The organism is Micromonospora sp. NPDC047134, assembly GCF_040643455.1.
Taxonomy (GTDB): Bacteria; Actinomycetota; Actinomycetes; order Mycobacteriales; family Micromonosporaceae; genus Micromonospora.
This window is the reverse complement of sequence record NZ_JBEYUI010000003.1, coordinates 140,548-159,721: the sequence shown is the minus strand read 5'-3', so window position 1 is coordinate 159,721 and position 19,174 is coordinate 140,548. Positions and strand designations below refer to the sequence as shown.

Genomic DNA, 19,174 nt, shown 5'->3' with positions numbered 1-19,174 from the left:
CCTTCGCCGGTATCGACCATGCTCGCACTGAAGCGAACGTGACGCGAGGTGTTCGGCTGGCTACTACAGTCGGATCGTGCCCGGCGCGCCGCTCAAGCCGATGCTCGCGATGACCGGGCCCCTCCCGGTCGGTGCCGGCTGGGCGTACGAGTTCAAGTGGGACGGCGTACGCGCCCTGGCCGACATCTCCGCTGGTCGGCAGCATCTCTACGCCCGCTCCGGAGTGGAGATCACCACCGCCTACCCGGAACTGATCACCCTGGCCGAGCAGGTCGACGACGCCCTGCTGGACGGCGAGGTGGTCCTCTTCGACCCGGCCGGACGCCCCTCATTCACCGCACTTGCGGAGAGGATGCATGTGCGGAATCCGGCCAAGGCGGCCCGGTTGGCGGCCACCGTCCCGGTCACGTACATGATCTTCGACCTGCTCCGGTTTCGGGGGGAGGACCTGACCGGCTGGCCGTACGCCCGTCGCCGGGAGGCCCTAGACGACCTGGGGTTGGGGGCGGCGCGGTGGGCGGTCCCACCGGTCTTCTCCGACGGCCCGGCCACCTACTCCGCCGCCGGTGAGCACGGCCTGGAGGGGGTGATGGCCAAGCGGGTCGACTCGACCTACCGGCCCGGGGTGCGCTCGGCGGACTGGGTGAAGGTCAAACTGGAGGTGACCGGCGACTTCGTGGTCGGCGGCTGGCGGCCCGGCGCCCGCAAGATCGGCGGCCTGCTGGTCGGGGTGCCCGGCGCAGATGGACGCCTCACCTACCGGGGTCGGGTCGGCGGCGGCATCGGCGCGGCGATCGAAAAGCAACTGCTGCGCGAACTGGAGCCCCTGCGCACCCCCGCCTCACCCTTCGCCGCCGGGGTGCCCCGCGAGGATGCCCGGGGCGCCATCTGGGTAACCCCCCAGGTGGTCGTGGAGGTGAAGTACGGTCAGCGCACCCCGGACGGACGGCTGCGGTTCCCCCGGATCCTGCGGCTGCGGCCGGACAAACCGGCCGAGGAGGTCGACGATGCCAACTGACCGGTTCCGGGTCGAGGTGCAGGGCCGCACCCTGGAGCTGTCCAACCTGGACAAGGTGCTCTACCCACAGGCCGGCTTCACCAAGGGGGAGGTGATCGACTACTACACCCGGATCGCCCCGGTGCTGCTGCCGCACCTGGCCGACCGGGCGCTGACCCGGATCCGCTACCCGAACGGGGTGGACGGCAACTCCTTCTTCGAGAAGAACGCCCCGGCCGCAACCCCTTCCTGGGTACGCACCGAGAACCTGCCCGCCCCCGGATCGAGCAAGGGCCGGGAGACCATCGACTACGTGGTTGCCGACGAGCTGCCCACCCTGGTCTGGCTGGCCAACCTGGCCGCCCTGGAACTGCACACCCCACAGTGGAAAATCGGCGAACACCCCGACCTGATGGTGGTCGACCTGGACCCGGGTGCCCCGGCCTCCCTCAAGCAGTGCTGCCAGGTGGCGCTGCTGCTGCGCGACCGGCTCGCCGCCGACGGGGTGGACGCCTACCCGAAGACCTCCGGCAAGAAGGGCATGCAACTGAGCTGCCCGATCGCCGGCACCCAGTCCGCCGAGGAGGTCTCGGCCTACGCCCGCCGGATCGCCCAGGAACTGGAGCGGGAACACCCGAATCTGATCGTGTCGAAGATGGCGAAGAACCTGCGCCCCGGCAAGATCTTCATCGACTGGAGCCAGAACAACGCCGCGAAGACCACGGTCGCGCCGTACTCGCTACGCGCCCAGCCGGTGCCGTCCGTCTCCACCCCATTGACCTGGGACGAGGTCGCCGCCGGTGCGGCCGGTAAACGACCCTCGTCCCGGCCGTACATTGCCGGCGAGGTGCTGAGTCGGCTCGACGAGCACGGCGACCTGCTCGCCCCCCTGCTCGACCTCGGCCCCCCGCTTCCGGAGCGGTAAGGAAGGGCACCTTATTAACGCCTCCGGTAGAGGAAGGGCCCCCTGTTAACACCTCCGGCGGAGCCGCGCCGTTCAACGTCTGCGGCGGAGCCGCGGGGTTCAACGTCTCGGACGGAGCCGTGTGTAGGCCCCGGTGAGCAGGGCGACCGCGATCACGCTGACCAGCACGTCGCTGAACAGCGCCTCGCCGGGCGATGCCGCCGCGTACGGCGGCACAAGGTACGCCAAGATCGCTGCGCCGATCAGTGCCCCCGCGACAGTGGACAACACGTGCGTCTGCCCCCAACCGGGACGCCCGGACCAGCGGACAAGCACCGCCGTCAGCCCGACGCCTACGATCACCGTCACGGCGAAGGCGAGCCAGCCGGACAGCATGCTCACGCCGACGTAGCTGACCAGGGCCAGCCCCCCGGCAAGGACGGGTCGTGGCGCGTCGACCGCCGGGCCAGGCACCGGGCGACGCCGCCAGCGGGGCAGAGAAGCCAGCACGATCAGGGCGAGCACCACCGCCGCCGCTCCGACGAGCTGACCGGGGCTGGCCAGGAAGCCCTTGCGGCCACTGTCGTCGGCGAAGACGAGCAGGCTGCCCAACACGTAGAGAACGCCCACCACGACCAGGCCGGGTGCCCGCAACCACGGGCGTAGGCGGCGGGCGGGGGAGAGGTACGACTCGACGATCGCGATCGGCGCGCAGATGGTCAACGCCAGGTGGTTGCCCAGGAAGCTGACCGCCTCCTGGGCGCTGATTCCCAGCAGCGGGATGCGGGTCTGATCCGCCGCGCTGAGGTCGGCGAACTCGGTGTCGGCGAGGAAGTCGGGGTTGAACAGCGACTGGTCGACCAGCCCCGCCTGAAGCACACCGAAACCCAATGCGAGCAGCACGATCATCGGCCACCCGCCGCCCGTACGCCGGGCCGCCTCACGGATCAGGATCGCCGCGCCGCCGTACATCGGGGCCAGCACGACCACGACGAGCAGCATGTCCGTCCCGGCGAACCCGCCCCACGAACACTCGGCCGCCCAGGGCGCGAGCAGCAGCAGCGCCACGACCGGCACGAGGCGCCGCCACACCGGTTCCCGGGGATCCGGAGCCTCGCCGTGATCCGCCTGCCCGACACCGGCCTGTTGCTGCCCCGCGTTCGTCATGGTCCGACTGTCCCGCCACGATGGGGCACGGCACCAGTGCCGATGGTTTACCCCCGCCATCGACCATCGGTCAGCCGAGGCGTACCGGCGTCACCCCGGGCGGGGCGGTCTGGACAGGTCGGGGCGGTAAGAGTAGGAAGTGCGGTATGTCTGCCACGCTGCCCGTGCTGTCCACCGTCGGTCTCGCCGAGCGGGACCAGCCGCTGATCACCTACCTCGATCACCGGACCGGGCATCGCCAGCAGTTGACCGCCGCCGAGCTCGGCGAGTGGTCGGCGCGGGCCGCCGGCCTGCTGCGGGACGGCTGCGGCCTGACGCCGGGCAGCCGGGTGGCGGTGCTGCTGCCGCCGCACTGGCGTACCGCCGCGGTTCTGCTGGGTGCCTGGGCGGTCGGCCTGGAGGTGTCGTTCCGGCCGCGCGCCACCGCCGGGCTGCCGGTGCTGGAGCCCGGCGGCGACCGACCGTACGACGCGGTCCTGGTCACCCCGGAACGGCTGGACGACTGGCTGGAGGAGGTACCGGACGGCCTGCACCGCTACCTCGTCGGCACCGCCCCGGAACCCCTGGCCGAGGTGCCGGCCGGCTGGCTCGACTGGTCGACCGAGGTGCTGCGGCACGGCACCGCCCCGACCGACCGCCCCCTGCTGCACGCCACCGACCCGGTCAGCCCGGACGGCACCACCTACCACCAGTGGGGCGGGCTGGCGCGGGAGCTGGCCGCAACCTGGGACCTGCGGGTCGGTGACCGCCTGCTGGTTGACGTCGCCGAGCATGACCTGCCGCTGAAATGGCTGCTAGCGCCCCTGTCGGCCGGTGCCTCCGTGCTGCTCTGCGCCAACCTGGACCCCGCCGACCGGGAGGCGGTAGCCGCCGCCGAGCAGGTCACCCGCATCCTCTAGATCCCTCGCCGCGCACACCGAACCGCCCGCACCGGACGGGTTGAACACGGCGCGTCGTGCTCCGCCGCCAGCACACACCGCCCGCCGCCGGACAGCCGTCGATCGCAGAAAACCCAATGGCGTACGCCCTGCTGGTCCTCGGCCGACACGGTCACAGCGCCCGGCTCGACCCGACCGCTCAACCGGGTCAACACCCGAGCGACCGTACGGGCGAGCAGCCGAGCCCGCACCAGATCGGGCGCGGTGATCGGCAGGTGAACCACCCAACGCCCGCTGCCGCCAGTCTGCTCATCCTCGGTGGCCTCATCGTGCACGGGTTGACCGCCCTTCCTTGATCACGTGAGGTGGAAGGGCGGCCTCCGCCACGGTGCAGGCGGCGGAGGCCGCCCCTGCCCTACCACCGCAGCCTCAATCGGCAGTACGACAGCAGGGCTGTCCTCTGGACTCATGGCTGAGGTGCTGGCACGGCCGGCGGGGGAAGCCAGCCGTGCCAGCGGTGCTGGATGCCCAACCGGGAAGGGCCGGCTTGCCTACCAGGCGATCCGATGCCGGGCGTCCGAGGGCCAACCTACAATGCAAAGCATGCAAAGTGCAAGAACTAACCATGCTAAGCAGACAAAGTCTTGGCCGGCCGCGGATTGGCGTGGGAGGATCTTGGGGCCTACCAGGAGTTGCCATGCCCCGAATCTCAGATCGCCAACGCATCGCCCAGGACATCCGCGACAAGATCGCATCAGGCGTCTATGGCCCCGGCGCGAAGCTGCCCTCGATGCGGGAGATGTCCGCGCACTACGGCGTCTCCGCCGAGCCGGTCCGATCAGCGCTGCTTATCCTGCAAGCCGAGGGACTGGTCGAGGGCCACCAAGGCAAGGGCGTCTACGTCACCGAAAGTGAATCAACGACCGACTGATAGCCCCCAAGCTCATCAGGTCTACCTACCCTCGCCAGCCGAAGCAACCAACCCTCTTCGGCGCTCCCGAGTAGGTCACCCTGCCCGCCTCCGCGAGCTGTGTCAGCCCAGCTGGCCGACACGCCGAGGACGGAACAGCTGAACTGCCACAGACTGGACCGTCGCCGCCAAGCATCCACAGGTCGCAGGAGGGCTTGGTGATTGGCTGGAGTCATGGTACCGCTGGTAGTACCATCCCAACTGTGCCCTCCATAGACAAGCTCGTTGCGGTGATGCGGAAGAGTCAGCAGAACATCGCCTACAACGATCTCTATAGGGTGTGCGAACACTACTTCGGGAAGCCGCGGCAAGCCGGCACCTCTCATGCGGTGTTCAAGATGCCCTGGGCGGGAGATCCACGCGTCAACATCCAGAACGACAAAGGCAAGGCGAAGGTGTACCAGGTCCGGCAGGTACTCAGGGCGATCGACAAGAAGGAGGCCATGTGATGCAACCCGATGCCCACCCCGAGATCACCCACTACACCTACCGGGTCACCTGGTCCGCCGAGGATCGCGAGTTCGTTGCCACCTGCGCCGAGTTTCCGTCGCTGTCCTGGCTGGCTCCCTCGCAGGTTGAGGCTCTGCAAGGGCTTCAGGAGTTGTTGCGTGACGTGATCGAGGACATGCAGGACCAGGGTGAGCAGGTGCCGCTGCCGTTCGCGGAGCGCAGCTATTCGGGCAAGTTCAACCTGCGCGTCGGGGAGAGTCTGCACCGGGAACTCGCCATCCAGGCCGCAGAGGACGGCCTGAGCCTCAACCAGTACGTCCTACGCAGACTCCGAGCCGCCTGACCGGCCGAGCCGGCCCTTCGCAGGAGCCCACGGCGGGAGGCTGCCGCCATTCCGCCGATGTGGTGGTATCCGAGCCGCCGCGATACCGCCATATCGGCGGAATGGAGTCGATCAAGCGGGGGTCAGTCGAAGGAGGGCAGGGTCGGGCCGAGGACGTCGTCGGCGTCGATGATGGTGTAGGCGTACCCCTGTTCGGCTAGGAAGCGCTGGCGGTGGGCGGCGTACTCGGTGTCGATGGTGTCCCGGGAGACCACGGTGTAGAAGTGGGCCTGCCGACCGTCGGCCTTCGGCCGCAGCACCCGGCCCAGCCGTTGCGCCTCCTCCTGCCGGGAGCCGAAGGTGCCGGACACCTGGATCGCCACCGCCGCCTCGGGCAGGTCGATGGAGAAGTTCCCCACCTTGGAGATCACCAGGGTGCGCAGCGACCCGTCACGGAAGGCGTCGAAGAGCCGCTCGCGTTCCTTGTTGGTCGTCGACCCCTGCACGATCGGCGCGTCCAGGTATTCGCCGAGCTGGTGCAACTGGTCGATGTACGCGCCGATCACCAGGGTCTGCTCCTCCGGGTGCCGATCCACCAGGGCCTTGACCACGGGCAGCTTGGTCCGGGCGGTGGCCGCCATCCGGTAGCGCTCCTCGGCCTCGGCGGTCGCGTACGCCATCCGCTCGGCGTCGGTCAGGGTGACCCTGACCTCGGTGCACTGGGCCGGGGCGATCCAGCCCTGCGACTCGATGTCCTTCCAGGGGGCGTCGTAGCGCTTCGGGCCGATCAGGCTGAACACGTCGCCCTCCCGGCCGTCCTCCCGGACCAGGGTGGCGGTCAGCCCGAGCCGACGGCGGGCCTGAAGGTCGGCGGTGAACCGGAAGATCGGCGCGGGCAGCAGGTGCACCTCGTCGTAGACGACCAGACCCCAGTCACGGGCCCCGAACAGGTCCAGGTGGGTGAACGTTCCGCCGCGACGCGAGGTCAGCACCTGGTATGTGGCGATGGTGACCGGTCGGATCTCCTTGCGCTCGCCGGAGTACTCGCCGATCTCCTCCTCGGTCAGCGAGGTGCGGGCGATCAGTTCGCGCTTCCACTGTCGACCGGCGACCGTGTTGGTCACCAGGATCAGGGTGGTCGCCTTCGCCTCGGCCATCGCCGCCGCACCGACCAGGGTCTTGCCGGCGCCGCAGGGCAGCACCACCACCCCGGATCCGCCGGCCCAGAAGGCCTCCACCGCCTCCCGCTGGTACGACCGCAGGGTGAACGGCTTGCCCCCCTCCTTGCCGGCCTCGGCCAGCTCGATCGGGTGGGCCTCCCCGTCGACGTACCCGGCCAGGTCCTCCGCCGGCCAGCCCAGCTTGAGCAGGGCCTGCTTGAGTCGGCCACGTTCGGAGGGATGCACCGCGATGGTGTCGTCGTCGAGTTTGGCGCCGAGCATCCCGGCGAGCTTCTTGCTCTTGGCGACCTCGATCAGCACCATCCGGTCCAGGGCGCGCAGCACCAGGCCGTGCACCGGGTCGTTGGCGAGTTGCAGCCGGCCGTAGCGGTCCATGGTCTCGGCCACGTCGACCAGCAGGGCGTGCGGCACCGGGTAGCGGGAGTATTTGATCAGGGCGTCCACCACCCCCTCGGCGTCGTGGCCGGCGGCGCGGGCATTCCACAGCCCCAGTGGGGTCAACCGGTAGGTGTGTATGTGCTCGGGGGATCGCTCCAGCTCGGCGAAGGGCGCGATGGCCATCCGGCAGGCCTGCGCGTCAGGGTGGTCGATCTCCAGCAGCAGGGTTTTGTCCGACTGTACGATCAGGGGTCCACCGCTCACGCCGAATCTCCTCCTCCGTACGGCCGATGGGGTTGGCACGGTAGGCCGCTGACCTGCCACCGGGCGACCATCCAGTGTCGCACGTCGAAGTCGGTGCCAAGAATGCGTACGCGGGCGGCAACCTTTTCCTTTCCGGGCTGCGTTTAGCAGGTGGGAAGACGGGTCGCATCGGTCTGCGGATGCTTCGTCTTCCAGGTCGGCGCGGTGCGTGTGCGTTCGATCCGTGATCAGGCGGGCCAGGAAGCGGGGGCGCTTCCCGCCATCGCGGACAGCCAACGGGGGCGAGCGGCGCGCCCGGGCCGACCTTTCGCGTCGGATTCCGCGTACCCGCCGCCGGGTAGAAGCTGCCGGGACCGGTCGGCCGTGCTGCTGGCCGGTTGCCATCTTCAATGACACCCTGGGATGGCATGCCGACCGTACGGGGAGGGCAGATGTCCGTTGATCAGGAATTGATCTTTGCGCGTGACAAGGCCGATTCGGCGGAACCCGTATCCACCGCCACGGTGGTGGCGTACGCGGTCCTCGCGGCGCTGTTGTTCGGCTGGTTCCTGTACGGCTGGCTCGTCCTCCAGCAGGGTTTCATGGATTCGGTCGGGGAAGCCGCCGGCGCCGGTTCCGCCCTGCTGCTGATCGTGGCGATCGTAGGGTCGGTGCGCCGCAGCCGCCGTTGACCCGTTTCACTTCTCCAGCACCGCTGCGGTGATCCGATGCAGGGCGAAGGTGTGCAGCATCTCGGTGCGTTCGTCCTCGGCCCGCAGGTAGCCGGCACCGAGGGAGACCGGTCGGACCAGCCGCGAGGCGGTGGCCCCGTGCGCGTCGACATAACCGACCCAGACCAGCGCCTTGTCGCGTACCGCCTGCTGGAGGACGGCCAGGGCCTCGGCGTGACCGCGTGCGGGGGCCGGGCCGGTCGAGGTCGCGGCACCCCGTACGGCCGCCGGAGCCCGCCGGGCCGCCCGGGCCGCCGCATCCCCCCGGCGGATCTGCTCGACCACCCCGAGCAGGCGGGGCAGCGGCAGGCGGGGGGTGGCCAGGGGGTCGAGGACCCGGGTACCCACGGACACCCGGGCCGCTGCCCGGCGGACCTTGGGTCGGGTCAGCACGGCCGAGCCGGTGGCGTCCTCGGCCACCGGGGCGTAGCCGGCCTCCCGCAACACCGCCAACATCCGCCCGGCCTGGTACGGGGTGACCAGCACGGTCGGTGCCAGGCGGCGCAGGGTCAGTTCCTCGACCCGCCGGTCGGCCAGCAGTTCGGCTAGCAAGGCCTCGTCGTCGCTGCGCAGGTACGCCCCGGCAGAGCCGACCCGCAGCCCGCCGTGCCGACGGGCCATGTCGTCGATGAGGTAGGTCAATCCCTGGGGTATCGGGGTGCGGGACCGGCGCCGGAACAGGTCGTGCAGCTCCTCGGCGGAGTGGCCGGTGTCCAAGGCCCGGCGCACGCTGCCCGGGGTCACCCGGTACACGCTGGCGCCACCGGCCGACTCGGGTTCGGCTACCGCCTCCAGTTCGGCGGCCAGGGTCGGCTCCGGCGGCCCGGGAACCACGACGGTCAGGTCGGCCTGCACCAGGAAGTGATCGACCGGGGCGGGTAGCAGGGCGTCCAACACCCGCACCGCCGTACCGGCATCCTCGGTCTCGCTGCGCAACCCCAGGGGGTCGCTGCCGTCCCGCTCCTCGGTGTCGGTCACCTCGGTCAGCAGCAGCCGCCCGTACGAGGTGAGCGCCCCCAGTCCGGTCACCCCCAGGGCGGCCGCCTCGGCGAGTACCTCCCGGTGCGCGGCCTCCCGGCCCCGGCTGCGGCGGGGGGCCCGCCAGTCCAGCAGCGCCAGCACCTCCTCGACGGTGGGTGCGGCGGCCGGCTCCAGGTCGGCGAGCACGCCGAGGACCGCCCGTCGGGCGGCCGGGGCACCGGCCCGTTCCGCCTCGGCGGAGAAGACCGTGATGGGTCGGTCCCGGTCGTCGCGTTGGCCGATGAGCCCGACCTGCCGGGTCATGATCAGCCAGGCCCGGGCCAGCTGGGCCCAGCGTTCGGCCAGGGAACCGGCCCGCCACAGCTCGTACCCGGCGGTGGGTAGCACCTGCTGGTCCGCCCCGTACCGGCTGGCGCTGCCGGGCAGCTCCACCTCGCCGGCCAGCCCGGCCGCGTACGCGGCCTCCAGCAGCAGCGCCGCCGTCGGCTCGTCCAGCCCGGTGGCCCGGGCCAACCGCCGCAGATCACGTACCCCGATCCCGCCGGAGCGCAGCACCGGGGCCGGTTCGGCGGCCAACTGTTCCAGCAGCGCCTCGGTGTGGCGTACCACCTCCATGGTCTGCCCGGCCCCGGCGGAGTCGACCGCCTTCGGCTCGCGGGGGGTGCTGACCACCTGGGGCCCGCTGACGCTCAGCGGCCCCAGCGGCCCGGTGTCGCGGCGCAGCAGCAGCCCGATCTCCCGGGGCAGCTCGACCATCCCGCTGGTGCCGCCCTTACCGCCGGCGACCCGCACCAGCAGCCGGTGGTCGACCAGCCAGCGGACCGGGGAGCCGGTGGGCGCCCCGCCGTTGGTCTCGTCCGGGGGCAGGTCGTCGTCGCTGCCGGTGGCCGGTGCCTGCAACGCGCCGGGGGGCACACTGCCGACCGGGGGCCCTGCCGCCAGCCGGTCCAGGATCGCCCGCGCCGACGGGGGCGCGGCCAGCAGGGTCCGGCGCAGTTTCGCCGGGTCCGCGCAGAAAGCGGCCGTGCGCGGGTCCAGCTCCGCCGCCGGTCGGCCCAGCCCCGCCGGGTACGGGGAGATCTCGTCGATGCCGCCGACCATGTGCAACTGATGGTCCGGGCCGTACACCAGCAGTCGCGCCCGCAGCCGGTCCAGGGCGGCTCGGACGGAGGTGGGTGCGGGTGGGTTGGGGCCGGCGGTGGCCATGGCCAGGACCCCGTCGACCGAGGTGGTGCCCTCGGCCGGGTCACGGGTCAACCGGGCGGCGTCCATGATCTGAAGGGTGAACTGGTCCAGCCCGTCCAGGGCCCGTGACACCGAGACCCGGGACTGGGCCCGGATGGCCAGGGCGTCGACGTCGGCGGGGACCGGCACGACGAGGTCGGGCCGCAGTTGCAGCAGCGCGGCGAGGGAGTCGTCGGGCAGGGCCCGCAGGTGGTCGGCGAGTGAGGCGTTCATCGTCGTTCCACGCTAGCCCGCCGGGGGGTGCTCCCGCCCATCGGACGACCGGGCCGGGTAGAAGGCCGGGTAGCTTTCCAGGATGCCTGCACTGACGGTCGGCTTCGATCTCGACATGACTCTGCTCGACACCCGCCCCGGCATCGCCGCGGCCTACCGCGCGCTGACCGAGCGGACCGGGGTCCGGGTCGATGCCGAGGCGGCGGTGTCCCGGCTCGGCCCGCCGCTGCGCACCGAGATCGCCCGCTGGTTCCCGCCCGAGCAGGTCGACGAGGCGGTCCGGATCTACCGGGAGCTTTACCCGGCGTATGCGATCACCCCGACGGTGCCGCTGCCCGGCGCGCGGGCGGCCCTGGACGCGGTACGCCGGCGCGGTGGGCGGGTGGTTGTGGTCACCTCCAAGCTCGGCCGGCTGGCCAAGCTGCATCTGGACCACCTTGGCCTGGCCGTGGACGAGCTGGCCGGAGACCTGTTCGCCGAGGAGAAGGCGACGGCGCTGCGGGCGCACGGTGCGACGTACTATGTCGGCGACCACGTGGCGGACATGGTGGCCGCCGAGGCGGCCGGCGTGCCGGGGATCGCAGTGACCACCGGACCCTGTTCCGCCGATGAACTGCGGGCCGCTGGCGCGGCGGTGGTGCTGGCGGATCTCACCGGATTCCCGGCGGCGCTCGACGGCATGATCCGGCTAGCCTTGAAGCAGTAGTCGTCTCAAAGAAGCAGGGGATCTCAGGTGCCTACGGGTCGAGTGAAGTGGTACGACGCGACCAAGGGATACGGGTTCGTCACCAGTGACGAGGGTGGCGACGTGTTCCTGCCAAAGGCCGCGCTACCGGCAGGTGTCACCGACCTGAAGGGCGGCCAGCGCATCGACTTCAGTGTGGTGGACAGCCGGCGCGGCACCCAGGCGATGGGGGTCAAGCTGCTGGAGGCCCCGCCGTCGGTGGCGGAGCTGCGCCGTCGCCCGGCCGAGGAGCTGCACGGGCTGGTCGAAGACATGATCAAGGTGCTGGAGGCGAAGGTGCAGCCGGACCTGCGCCGGGGTCGCTTCCCGGACCGCAAGACCGCCCAGAAGATCGCTCAGCTGGTCCATGCGGTGGCCCGCGAGCTGGAGGTCTGAGGCACCAGCCCGGCGTCGGCGGCCCGGCCCAGCAGCGCCTCGACGGCAGCGAACCCGGCCTCTCCCAGGTCGGCGGTGAACTCGTTGACGTAGAGGCCGATGTGCCGGTCCACCACGTCGGGCTCCATCTCCTGGGCGTGCTCCAGCACGTACCCCCGGCTGGCCGCCGGGTCGGCCCAGGCCTGCCGGACGGACTCCCGGATCCACCCGGCGGCCTGCTGCGGGTCCACCACCCCGCGTCGGGCCAGGATGGCCCCGAGGGGGATGGGTAGGCCGGTGTCGCCTTCCCACCACTCGCCCAGGTCGACCAGCGCGGTCAGCCCGTGTCGCGGGTAGGTGAAGCGGGCCTCGTGGATCACCAGCCCGGCGTCGTACCGCCCTGCGGCGACGCCGGGCATGATCTCGTGGAACGGCACCACCTCGATGCGCCGGGGGGTTTTCCCAGCCGACCAGAGCCGGAAGAGCAGGTACGCCGTGGTCCGGTCACCGGGCACCGCCACGGTGGCGTCGCGCAGGTCGGTCCGGTCCGGGCCGCCGTCGCGATCCGCCCGGGTCAGCACCAGGGGCCCACAGCCGCGTCCCAGCGCGCCGCCGCAGGGCAGCAGGTGGTAGTCGTCCAGCAGCCAGGGCAACGCCGCGTAGCTAACCTTGACCAGGTCGAAGGCGCCCCGCTCGGCGGCGGTGTTGGTCACGTCCACGTCGGCGTAGGTCACCTCGACCGGGGGTGCCCCGGGCACCTGCCCGTGCACCAGGGCGTGGAAGACGAAGGTGTCGTTGGGGCAGGGCGAGATCGCCATCGAGAGCGCCACGCCCCCACCGTATCCCCGCCCGGTCCGCCGCCACCGGGCGGTCGGCGCCGCACCCTGCCCGGTCACACCCCACCGCCGCAACAACCCGACCCTGAGCCCTCCGGGTCCGCCGAGCCTGCGGCCGGCGTCCAGACGTGGCGTACGCGGTGGGGATTGAAGGGCATGTCGCGGCGGACCATGTCAGATGCGGCCCCTGTCGAGCTGAAAGCAGCAACGGATCACCCATCCCGATGCCCGTCCTGGTAACCCCTGCGTCAGGAATGCCGAGGATGCGCCAGGGATGTCGACGATGCGTCAGGGATGTCGATGATCACCGTCGGGATGGTTTCGCTGCGCCGGTGTCGAGGGTCGTCGTTGAGGGTCTGCTGGATCAGTCTGCGGCGATAGCGCAGACGGTTCAGCTCGACAGGGGGCCTGGGGGACACCCTCGGTCCTGCCGACGCACGCTGCTGGAGACCGGTGCGCGCTGCTGGGTGCAGGCGTTCCCCAACGGCCTCCGGGTTATCCACAGGGTTGTCCACAGGTGGACGATCGGGGTTGAGTGGTCTGGGGCGGAGCGGAAGTATGCGATGGCATGGGGGACGAGTCGGGTGCTGACGGTCTGGCTGATCTGGGTTCGATGCTGCGGTCGCTGCGTCGGCAGGCCGACCTGAGCCAGCGCGAGCTGGCCGGGTTGTCTGGCGTGCCGCAGTCAACCGTGGCGCGGATCGAGTCCGGGCAGTGCACCGATCCTCGGTTCCAGACCGTGCACCGGCTCATCCGGGCAGCGGGCGGGAGGTTGCGACTTGCCGGCGCCGGTGATCCCGCTGCTGGTGATCCCGCCGCTTCCTGCGGATGCGATGACGCAGGCCGCGAGGTGATCCAGGATGACACCCGGCGCGACGAAGCGGGGCGGCGGTATCCGGCACACCTGGACGTGCGGAAGGTCCGTACGTTGAAGGACTGGTCGGGGGCCTGGTGGGCGTACTCGTACACGCTTGCGCCCGACCGGTGGCCGTTGCGGGTACCCGAGGTCACGTACGACCTGGATCGTGGTCGTCGGGACGAGCGGCGCCTGCGGGAGCGGATTCGTGACTCGGTGGTGATCCGACGGGTCACCGAGGGTGTGCCGGACGGGTGCTGGCGTCTGCTGGCCGAGCTGCCCGACGGGGATGTCGTCGGCGAGCTACGCGCTCATCTGCGCAGCCTGAGCCTGCTGTATGGGGAGGATTGGGGCAACGGGCGTGAGGTCGTGCTGGACGGGGTGTTGGTGGCGCCGGGGCTACGGCTACTCGGCATCGGTCGCCGGCTGGTGACCCGACTGGCCGAGGAGACCCGTCTCGCGGGCGTGCCGGCAGTGTGTGCCACTGCGGAGTTCGGTGGCATCGACTTCCTGCGGGCCTGTGGATATCAACTCGATGGGAGTCGGCCGGCCACGCATCGTCTGCCGCGCCCCTGGTCGGCCCGGTCAGGGTAGAGCGACGGCGGCAACCGCGGCGGCGGCGGTGGTCAGGGCGGCCAGGGCGTCGGACAGGCGCCAGGCCTCCCGGTCGCGGGGGCCGATCGGGTTCGAGATGGTACGCAGTTCGGCGAAGGGGACCCCGGCCTGACTGGCGGCGACGGCCACCCCGTACCCCTCCATGGCCTCGGCAACCGCGTCCGGGTACCGCTGCCGCAAGGCCTGGGTGCTGGCCGCGGTGCCGGTCACCGTGTTGACCGTCAGCACCGCGCCGACTGTGGCCGAGGGCAACGCCGTACGCAAGGTGGTCAGCAGCTCCGGGTCGGCGGACACGGCGGGGCCGCCGCCGAGCAGGGCGGGCGGCATCCCCAGCTCGTCGATTGGGAGGAAGCCGTCCGGGGACTCCGCGCCCAGGTCGGCGGCGACGGCTCGGGTGCCGAGGACCACCCCGCCGACCGGCACCTGGTCGGCGAAGCCGCCGGCCACCCCCGCGCTGATCACTGCCCGGTACGGCCTACCGGCGGCCTCGGCGAAGGCCAGCAGTCGGCCGGTGGCGGCTGCGGCGACAGCCGCTCCCACCCCGACCGGGACCACCGCGATCGTCGGGTCGTCCAGGCCGGCCTGGATCGCCTCGGCCTCGGCGGGTACGGCGGTGACCACGAGCAGGTCGGTCACGAGACCGACCCGGGTGAGTTGCTGCGCGTCTCGTCCTCGCCGCCGGTGACCGCCGAGGAGGGCCGGTAGATGTGGAAGCCCGGGGGTGCCAGGTCCGGCTCCTCGGGGGCGGTACCTCCCTGGGTGGGAGCGGGGGAGGTGGGGGCGTTGTCCTCGGTTTTCTCGGCGGCCTTGGTTTTCTCGGCGGCCTTGCGGTCCCGGTCGGCCTGCTCCTTGGCGGCCCGCTCGTCGGCCTCCCGCTCGGTGGCCTTCAGCTCCTCGTCGGTCAGCGGGCGGCCACGGAGCCGTTCGGCGCGCAGCCGGTGGGCCATCACCAGCCCGCGTACGGCGGCGAGTACCCCGACCCCGGCGGCGACCGCGATGCCGACCCGGCCGTGGAAGGGTACGAGTCCCAGCCCGCCGCCGGCCACGAAGGCGAGCATCAGCACGGTCTCGGAGTGGGCGAAGGAGCTGGCGCGCAGCCGTTCCGGGATGCGTTCCTGGATCGAGGCGTCCACGGCCAGTTTCGCGATGCCGCTCATCATGGCCGCGACCACGCAGAGCAGGGTGACCATCGGAAGAGTGAAGGACAGGGTGGCGAGTACGCCCACCCCGGCCACGATGACCATGCCGCTGGACTGGAGCGCGGTCGGCCGGTGGATGCGCAGCCGGGTGCCGAGGGCGGTGGCTAGGAAGGTCCCGACCGCCAGGGCCCCGCCGACCAGGCCCAGCGCTCCCTTGTCGCCCAGGTCGCGGCCGAACAGCACCGTGGTCAGGTCACCGGCCTTGATGGTGAAGGCCAGAAAGAGCAGCAGGAAGCCGTAGATGGCACGGAGTACGGCCGCGCCGACCAGGTTGGAGATCACCAGACGGCCGGCGGGGCGGCCCCGTCCCAGCGGGCGGTCGCCGGTGGCTCGCCGGAGGGCCCGCAGTGGTCGGGGTACCCGCTCCGGCGGTTCGGAGTCGGCCTTGGGGGGTAGCCGCAGGGCGATCACCATGCCGACCAGGAAGATGATCGAGGCTACCCGTAACGGCCACTGCGCCCCGAACCAGAAGGCTGCCAGCCCGATCGGCGCGACCAGGGCACCGGCGACCGTGCCGTACACGCTGGCCCGCGCGCCGACCTGGGACAGGCCCAGCCCTTCGGGCAGCAGCCGGGGGACGGCGGCGGAGCGGGCCACCCCGTACGCCCGGGACAGCGCCAGCACCCCGAAGGCCGCCGGATACAGCCCGAAGCCGTGGATGTAGTCCGAGATCATCCAGGCCAGGAAGGCGCGGCCCAGCATGGTCGTCGCCAGGGCATACCGGCGGCCGTGCCGGAAGTGATCGAGCAGCGGACCGACCACCGGGGCGAGCATGGCGAAGGGCACCATGGTCACCAGCAGGTAGAGGGCGACCTTGCTGCGGGCCTCGCCGAGCGGCACGTTGAAGAAGATCGTGCCGGCCAGGCCGATCGCGATCAGGGTGTCCCCGGCGCAGGAGACCGCGTGCAGATCGAACATGCGGACCATGCCGGTCTCCCCGCCGGCCCCCCGGGCCCGCGCCCGGGCGGCGCTGCGGGTCACCCACCGGCCCCCGCTGAGGGAGCCGCGGAGCAGCAGTCGAACGGCACGGATGCCGGTGCCGACGGTCCGCCCCAGGAGGGACCGCTCGGAGTGGGAGGACAGCGGCATGGCACCCATCCTGACCTATCCGCTGCCCGGATGCCGCACCACCTTCGGAGAACACCTCTGGGGAGTGCCTCACGGTCCGACCCACCCATGGGGAACAATGGTTGGGTGACCAGGCCTGTCTCCGCCCGCGCCGCTCGTCTCGACCAGGTCTGCGCCGCCGCCGTCGAGGTGGCGCGTGCCGGCATCACCGAGGTGGACGCCACCGAAGTCGGTGAACATCTCCAGGCTGTCGCCGAGGGCGATCGGCTCGTCACCCACTACTTCGAATGCCTGCTGGCCGGGTATCGCGGCTGGCGGTGGGCGGTCACGGTCACCCGGGTGCCGCGCAGCCGTACGGTGACCATCTGCGAGACCGTGCTGCTGCCCGGTCCGGATGCGCTGCTGGCACCGGGCTGGTTGCCCTGGCAGGAGCGGCTCAAGCCGGGCGATCTCGGCCCCGGTGATCTGCTGCCCACCCCGGCCGACGACGAGCGACTCGCGCCCGGCTACCTGCTCTCCGACGACCCGGCGGTCGAGGAGACCGCCTGGGAGTTGGGCCTGGGCCGACCCCGGGTGCTGTCCCGGGAGGGGCGGGCCGAGGCGGCCCAGCGCTGGTACGACGGCGACCACGGCCCCTCGGCGCCGATCTCGGTCTCCGCTCCGGCCGCCGCCCGCTGCGGCACCTGCGGTTTCTACCTTCCGCTCGCCGGGCAGTTGCGCCAGTGCTTCGGGGTCTGCGGCAACTTCTACGCCCCGGACGACGGTCGGGTGGTCAGCACCGACCACGGCTGCGGCGCCCACTCGGAGACCCTGGTCGAGGCCGAGACGGCGGTGGAGGAGGTCCCCGCCATCTACGACGACAGCGCGGTGGAGCCGATGTCGGTGTCCCGGGCACCCGGGTCGGTCGAGTCGAGCGAGCCCCCGGAGCCGTACGGCCACCCCTGATCAGGCGGGCCGGTTCGGTCGACCGCGCTCAGGCGGTGGCGCGGCGGCGGCGTCGGTGGGCGTCATGCCGCATCATCACGGCCAAACCGGGGAAACCCCACAGGAAACCGGCCAGGCAGATCCAGAGCCAGTCCTCGTGACCGCTCGCGGCCAGCCGGTCTCGGAACAACAGCAGCACCAGACCGGCCACCGCCCACGCCGCCATGCCGGCCAACGCGAACGGAACCATCGGCGGGTCTAGTGGTTCGGGTCTGGGCTGCTGCTTCGGCACCTGGTCAGGGTACGCGACCGACCTTTGCGGGTGGCCGATCATCTGGGACGATGCGCGCGACGACCTGATCATTCGCTGTGAGGTTTCTGATGGCAGTAGCCCCGCTCGACAACAGCACACCCCCCGACCCGAGTCGGCCACGCAACGGCTTCGACCGGTACTTCGAGGTCACCGCCCGCGGCTCGACGATGAGCCGCGAGGTACGGGGTGGACTGGCCACCTTCTTCACGATGGCGTACATCGTGGTGCTCAACCCGCTGATCATCGGTGGCGCCGTCGACGGTGACGGCAAAGCCCTGGCCATTCCGGCGATCGCCGCGGCGACCGCGCTGGTCGCCGGTCTGATGACCATCCTGATGGGCGTGGTCGGCCGGTTCCCGCTGGCCGTCGCCGCCGGTCTGGGGGTCAACGCCCTGGTGGCGTACGAGATCGCGCCGGAGATGACCTGGGCCGACGCCATGGGCCTGGTGGTCATCGAGGGTGTGATCATCGCGGTGCTGGTGTTGACCGGCCTGCGTACCGCGGTGTTCCGCTCGGTGCCGACCCAGATGAAGACCGCGATCGGGGTCGGTATCGGTCTGTTCCTGACGATCATCGGTCTGGTCAACGCCGGTTTCGTCCGGCGGATCCCGGACGCGGCGAACAGCACCGTGCCGCTCGGTCTGGGCATCGGCGGCAAGCTGGCCACCTGGCCGACCCTGGTCTTCGTGCTGGGTCTGCTGCTGACCCTGGTGCTGGTGGTACGCCGGGTCAGGGGTGCGATCCTGATCGGCATCTTCGCCTCCACCGTGCTGGCCATGATCGTGGAGGCGGTCGGCAACATCGGCCCGTCCTTCGTCAACGGGCAGCCGAACCCGAATGGCTGGTCGCTGAACGTCCCGACCCTGCCCAGCAACCCCATCGACCTGCCGGACCTGTCGCTGCTCGGTCAGTTCAACGTGCTCGGCTCCTGGGAGCGGGCCGGTTGGCTGGTCGTGGTGATGTTCATCTTCACCCTGCTCGTCACGGACTTCTTCGACACCATGGGCACGATGGTCGCGGTCGGGCAGGAAGGCAGCATGCTCGACGAGCAGGGCACTCCGCCGCGGACCAAGGAGATCCTGCTGGTCGACTCGATCGGTGCGGCGGCCGGCGGCGCGGCCAGCGTCTCCAGCAACACGGCGTACATCGAGAGTGCCGCCGGTGTCGCGGAGGGCGCCCGGACCGGGGTGGCCAACCTGGTCACCGGGGCGCTGTTCCTGCTGGCCATGTTCCTGGCCCCGCTGGTCGTGGTCGTGCCGTTCGAGGCGGCCTCCGTAGCCCTGGTGGTGGTCGGCTTCCTGATGATGACCGCGGTCCGGACCATCGACTGGTCCGACTACGAGATCGCCATTCCGGCGTTCCTCACCATCGTGCTGATGCCGTTCACCTACTCGATCTCCAACGGCATCGGCGGCGGCTTGATCGCCTACGTGGTGATCAAGGTGGCCAAGGGCAAGGCCCGTGAGGTCCACCCGTTGCTGTACGGGGTGGCGGCACTGTTCGTGGTGTACTTCCTGCGCGGTCCGGTCGAGGCGCTGGTGTTCTGACATCCCAGGTCCGGGCCGGGTGTGGGTTCGCCGCACCTGGCCCGGTGGGGTGAGGGT

Annotated in this window: 20 protein-coding genes; 12 read left to right on the top strand and 8 right to left on the bottom strand. The window is 71.1% G+C overall.

The annotated features are described in order from the left end of the window. The first annotated feature begins 76 nt into the window (after positions 1-76). Complete coding sequence (ligD, locus tag ABZ795_RS05890) at positions 77-1,018, top strand: non-homologous end-joining DNA ligase (protein ID WP_357529260.1); 942 nt, start codon at positions 77-79, stop codon at positions 1,016-1,018. After that, positions 1,008-1,922: a non-homologous end-joining DNA ligase gene (gene ligD / locus ABZ795_RS05885; RefSeq protein WP_357529258.1), complete on the top strand. Its 915-nt coding sequence runs from the start codon at positions 1,008-1,010 to the stop codon at positions 1,920-1,922. Before ligD (ABZ795_RS05890) ends, ligD (ABZ795_RS05885) begins: the two co-directional genes overlap by 11 nt. 99 nt (positions 1,923-2,021) lie before the next feature. On the opposite strand, the gene ABZ795_RS05880 is transcribed toward ligD (ABZ795_RS05885), so the two are convergent. Then, positions 2,022-3,068: a hypothetical protein gene (locus ABZ795_RS05880; protein WP_357529256.1), complete on the bottom strand. Its 1,047-nt coding sequence runs from the start codon at positions 3,066-3,068 to the stop codon at positions 2,022-2,024. Positions 3,069-3,214: 146 nt separating this feature from the next. Here ABZ795_RS05880 and ABZ795_RS05875 point away from each other — a divergent pair, with 146 nt between their 5' ends. Continuing rightward, the gene (locus ABZ795_RS05875; RefSeq protein WP_357529254.1) at positions 3,215-3,967 is read left to right on the top strand and encodes a TIGR03089 family protein; all 753 of its coding nucleotides are present in this window, start codon (positions 3,215-3,217) and stop codon (positions 3,965-3,967) included. On the opposite strand, the gene ABZ795_RS05870 is transcribed toward ABZ795_RS05875, so the two are convergent. Next, complete coding sequence (locus tag ABZ795_RS05870; RefSeq protein ID WP_357529663.1) at positions 3,964-4,230, bottom strand: hypothetical protein; 267 nt, start codon at positions 4,228-4,230, stop codon at positions 3,964-3,966. The genes ABZ795_RS05875 and ABZ795_RS05870 overlap by 4 nt on opposite strands. Before the next feature lie 413 nt (positions 4,231-4,643). On the opposite strand from ABZ795_RS05870, the gene ABZ795_RS05865 reads away from it, so the two are divergent. The 3 genes from ABZ795_RS05865 to ABZ795_RS05855 all read left to right on the top strand — a co-directional run bounded on the left by ABZ795_RS05865 (position 4,644) and on the right by ABZ795_RS05855 (position 5,709). Next, positions 4,644-4,877, top strand: a complete 234-nt coding sequence (locus ABZ795_RS05865; protein WP_357529252.1) for a winged helix-turn-helix domain-containing protein — start codon at positions 4,644-4,646, stop codon at positions 4,875-4,877. Between the two features lie 242 nt (positions 4,878-5,119). After that, positions 5,120-5,365, top strand: a complete 246-nt coding sequence (locus ABZ795_RS05860; protein WP_327023159.1) for a toxin HicA — start codon at positions 5,120-5,122, stop codon at positions 5,363-5,365. Next, positions 5,365-5,709, top strand: coding sequence for a toxin-antitoxin system HicB family antitoxin (locus tag ABZ795_RS05855; RefSeq protein WP_327027302.1), 345 nt, complete (start codon positions 5,365-5,367; stop codon positions 5,707-5,709). Before ABZ795_RS05860 ends, ABZ795_RS05855 begins: the two co-directional genes overlap by 1 nt. A gap of 122 nt (positions 5,710-5,831) precedes the next feature. Here ABZ795_RS05855 and ABZ795_RS05850 read toward each other — a convergent pair whose 3' ends face one another. Beyond that, positions 5,832-7,511: a DNA repair helicase XPB gene (locus ABZ795_RS05850; RefSeq protein ID WP_357529249.1), complete on the bottom strand. Its 1,680-nt coding sequence runs from the start codon at positions 7,509-7,511 to the stop codon at positions 5,832-5,834. A gap of 431 nt (positions 7,512-7,942) precedes the next feature. Here ABZ795_RS05850 and ABZ795_RS05845 point away from each other — a divergent pair, with 431 nt between their 5' ends. Further along, on the top strand, positions 7,943-8,182 hold the full coding sequence (locus ABZ795_RS05845; protein ID WP_327027300.1) for a hypothetical protein: 240 nt from the start codon (positions 7,943-7,945) through the stop codon (positions 8,180-8,182). Between the two features lie 6 nt (positions 8,183-8,188). Here the strand turns inward: ABZ795_RS05845 and ABZ795_RS05840 are convergent, their stop codons facing one another. Continuing rightward, positions 8,189-10,660, bottom strand: coding sequence for a helicase-associated domain-containing protein (locus ABZ795_RS05840; RefSeq protein ID WP_357529247.1), 2,472 nt, complete (start codon positions 10,658-10,660; stop codon positions 8,189-8,191). A gap of 82 nt (positions 10,661-10,742) precedes the next feature. Here ABZ795_RS05840 and ABZ795_RS05835 point away from each other — a divergent pair, with 82 nt between their 5' ends. Both ABZ795_RS05835 and ABZ795_RS05830 read left to right on the top strand, forming a co-directional pair. Then, on the top strand, positions 10,743-11,366 hold the full coding sequence (locus ABZ795_RS05835) for an HAD hydrolase-like protein (protein WP_357529245.1): 624 nt from the start codon (positions 10,743-10,745) through the stop codon (positions 11,364-11,366). 27 nt (positions 11,367-11,393) lie between these two features. Further along, positions 11,394-11,780: a cold shock domain-containing protein gene (locus ABZ795_RS05830; protein ID WP_013731110.1), complete on the top strand. Its 387-nt coding sequence runs from the start codon at positions 11,394-11,396 to the stop codon at positions 11,778-11,780. Here ABZ795_RS05830 and ABZ795_RS05825 read toward each other — a convergent pair. Further along, on the bottom strand, positions 11,741-12,589 hold the full coding sequence (locus ABZ795_RS05825) for a 1,4-dihydroxy-6-naphthoate synthase (RefSeq protein ID WP_357529242.1): 849 nt from the start codon (positions 12,587-12,589) through the stop codon (positions 11,741-11,743). The genes ABZ795_RS05830 and ABZ795_RS05825 overlap by 40 nt on opposite strands. 574 nt (positions 12,590-13,163) lie before the next feature. Between ABZ795_RS05825 and ABZ795_RS05820 the strand changes: the two genes are divergently transcribed. Continuing rightward, the gene (locus tag ABZ795_RS05820) at positions 13,164-14,045 is read left to right on the top strand and encodes a GNAT family N-acetyltransferase (protein WP_357529240.1); all 882 of its coding nucleotides are present in this window, start codon (positions 13,164-13,166) and stop codon (positions 14,043-14,045) included. On the opposite strand, the gene ABZ795_RS05815 is transcribed toward ABZ795_RS05820, so the two are convergent. Then, positions 14,037-14,702, bottom strand: a complete 666-nt coding sequence (locus ABZ795_RS05815; RefSeq protein WP_357529238.1) for a futalosine hydrolase — start codon at positions 14,700-14,702, stop codon at positions 14,037-14,039. The two genes, ABZ795_RS05820 and ABZ795_RS05815, sit on opposite strands and share 9 nt — an antisense overlap. Continuing rightward, on the bottom strand, positions 14,699-16,354 hold the full coding sequence (locus ABZ795_RS05810) for an MFS transporter (protein WP_357529236.1): 1,656 nt from the start codon (positions 16,352-16,354) through the stop codon (positions 14,699-14,701). The genes ABZ795_RS05815 and ABZ795_RS05810 overlap by 4 nt, the downstream gene beginning before the upstream one ends. Before the next feature lie 87 nt (positions 16,355-16,441). Between ABZ795_RS05810 and ABZ795_RS05805 the strand changes: the two genes are divergently transcribed. Continuing rightward, a complete protein-coding gene (locus ABZ795_RS05805) occupies positions 16,442-17,278 on the top strand; it encodes a DUF3027 domain-containing protein (RefSeq protein ID WP_357529234.1) in 837 nt (278 codons plus the stop codon). A gap of 28 nt (positions 17,279-17,306) precedes the next feature. Here the strand turns inward: ABZ795_RS05805 and ABZ795_RS05800 are convergent, their stop codons facing one another. Further along, on the bottom strand, positions 17,307-17,549 hold the full coding sequence (locus ABZ795_RS05800; RefSeq protein ID WP_327023151.1) for a DUF2530 domain-containing protein: 243 nt from the start codon (positions 17,547-17,549) through the stop codon (positions 17,307-17,309). Positions 17,550-17,638: 89 nt separating this feature from the next. Here ABZ795_RS05800 and ABZ795_RS05795 point away from each other — a divergent pair, with 89 nt between their 5' ends. Further along, positions 17,639-19,117 carry an NCS2 family permease gene (locus ABZ795_RS05795; RefSeq protein ID WP_327023150.1) on the top strand — a complete coding sequence of 493 codons (1,479 nt, stop codon included), beginning with the start codon at positions 17,639-17,641 and terminating at the stop codon, positions 19,115-19,117. Positions 19,118-19,174 lie beyond the last annotated feature (57 nt).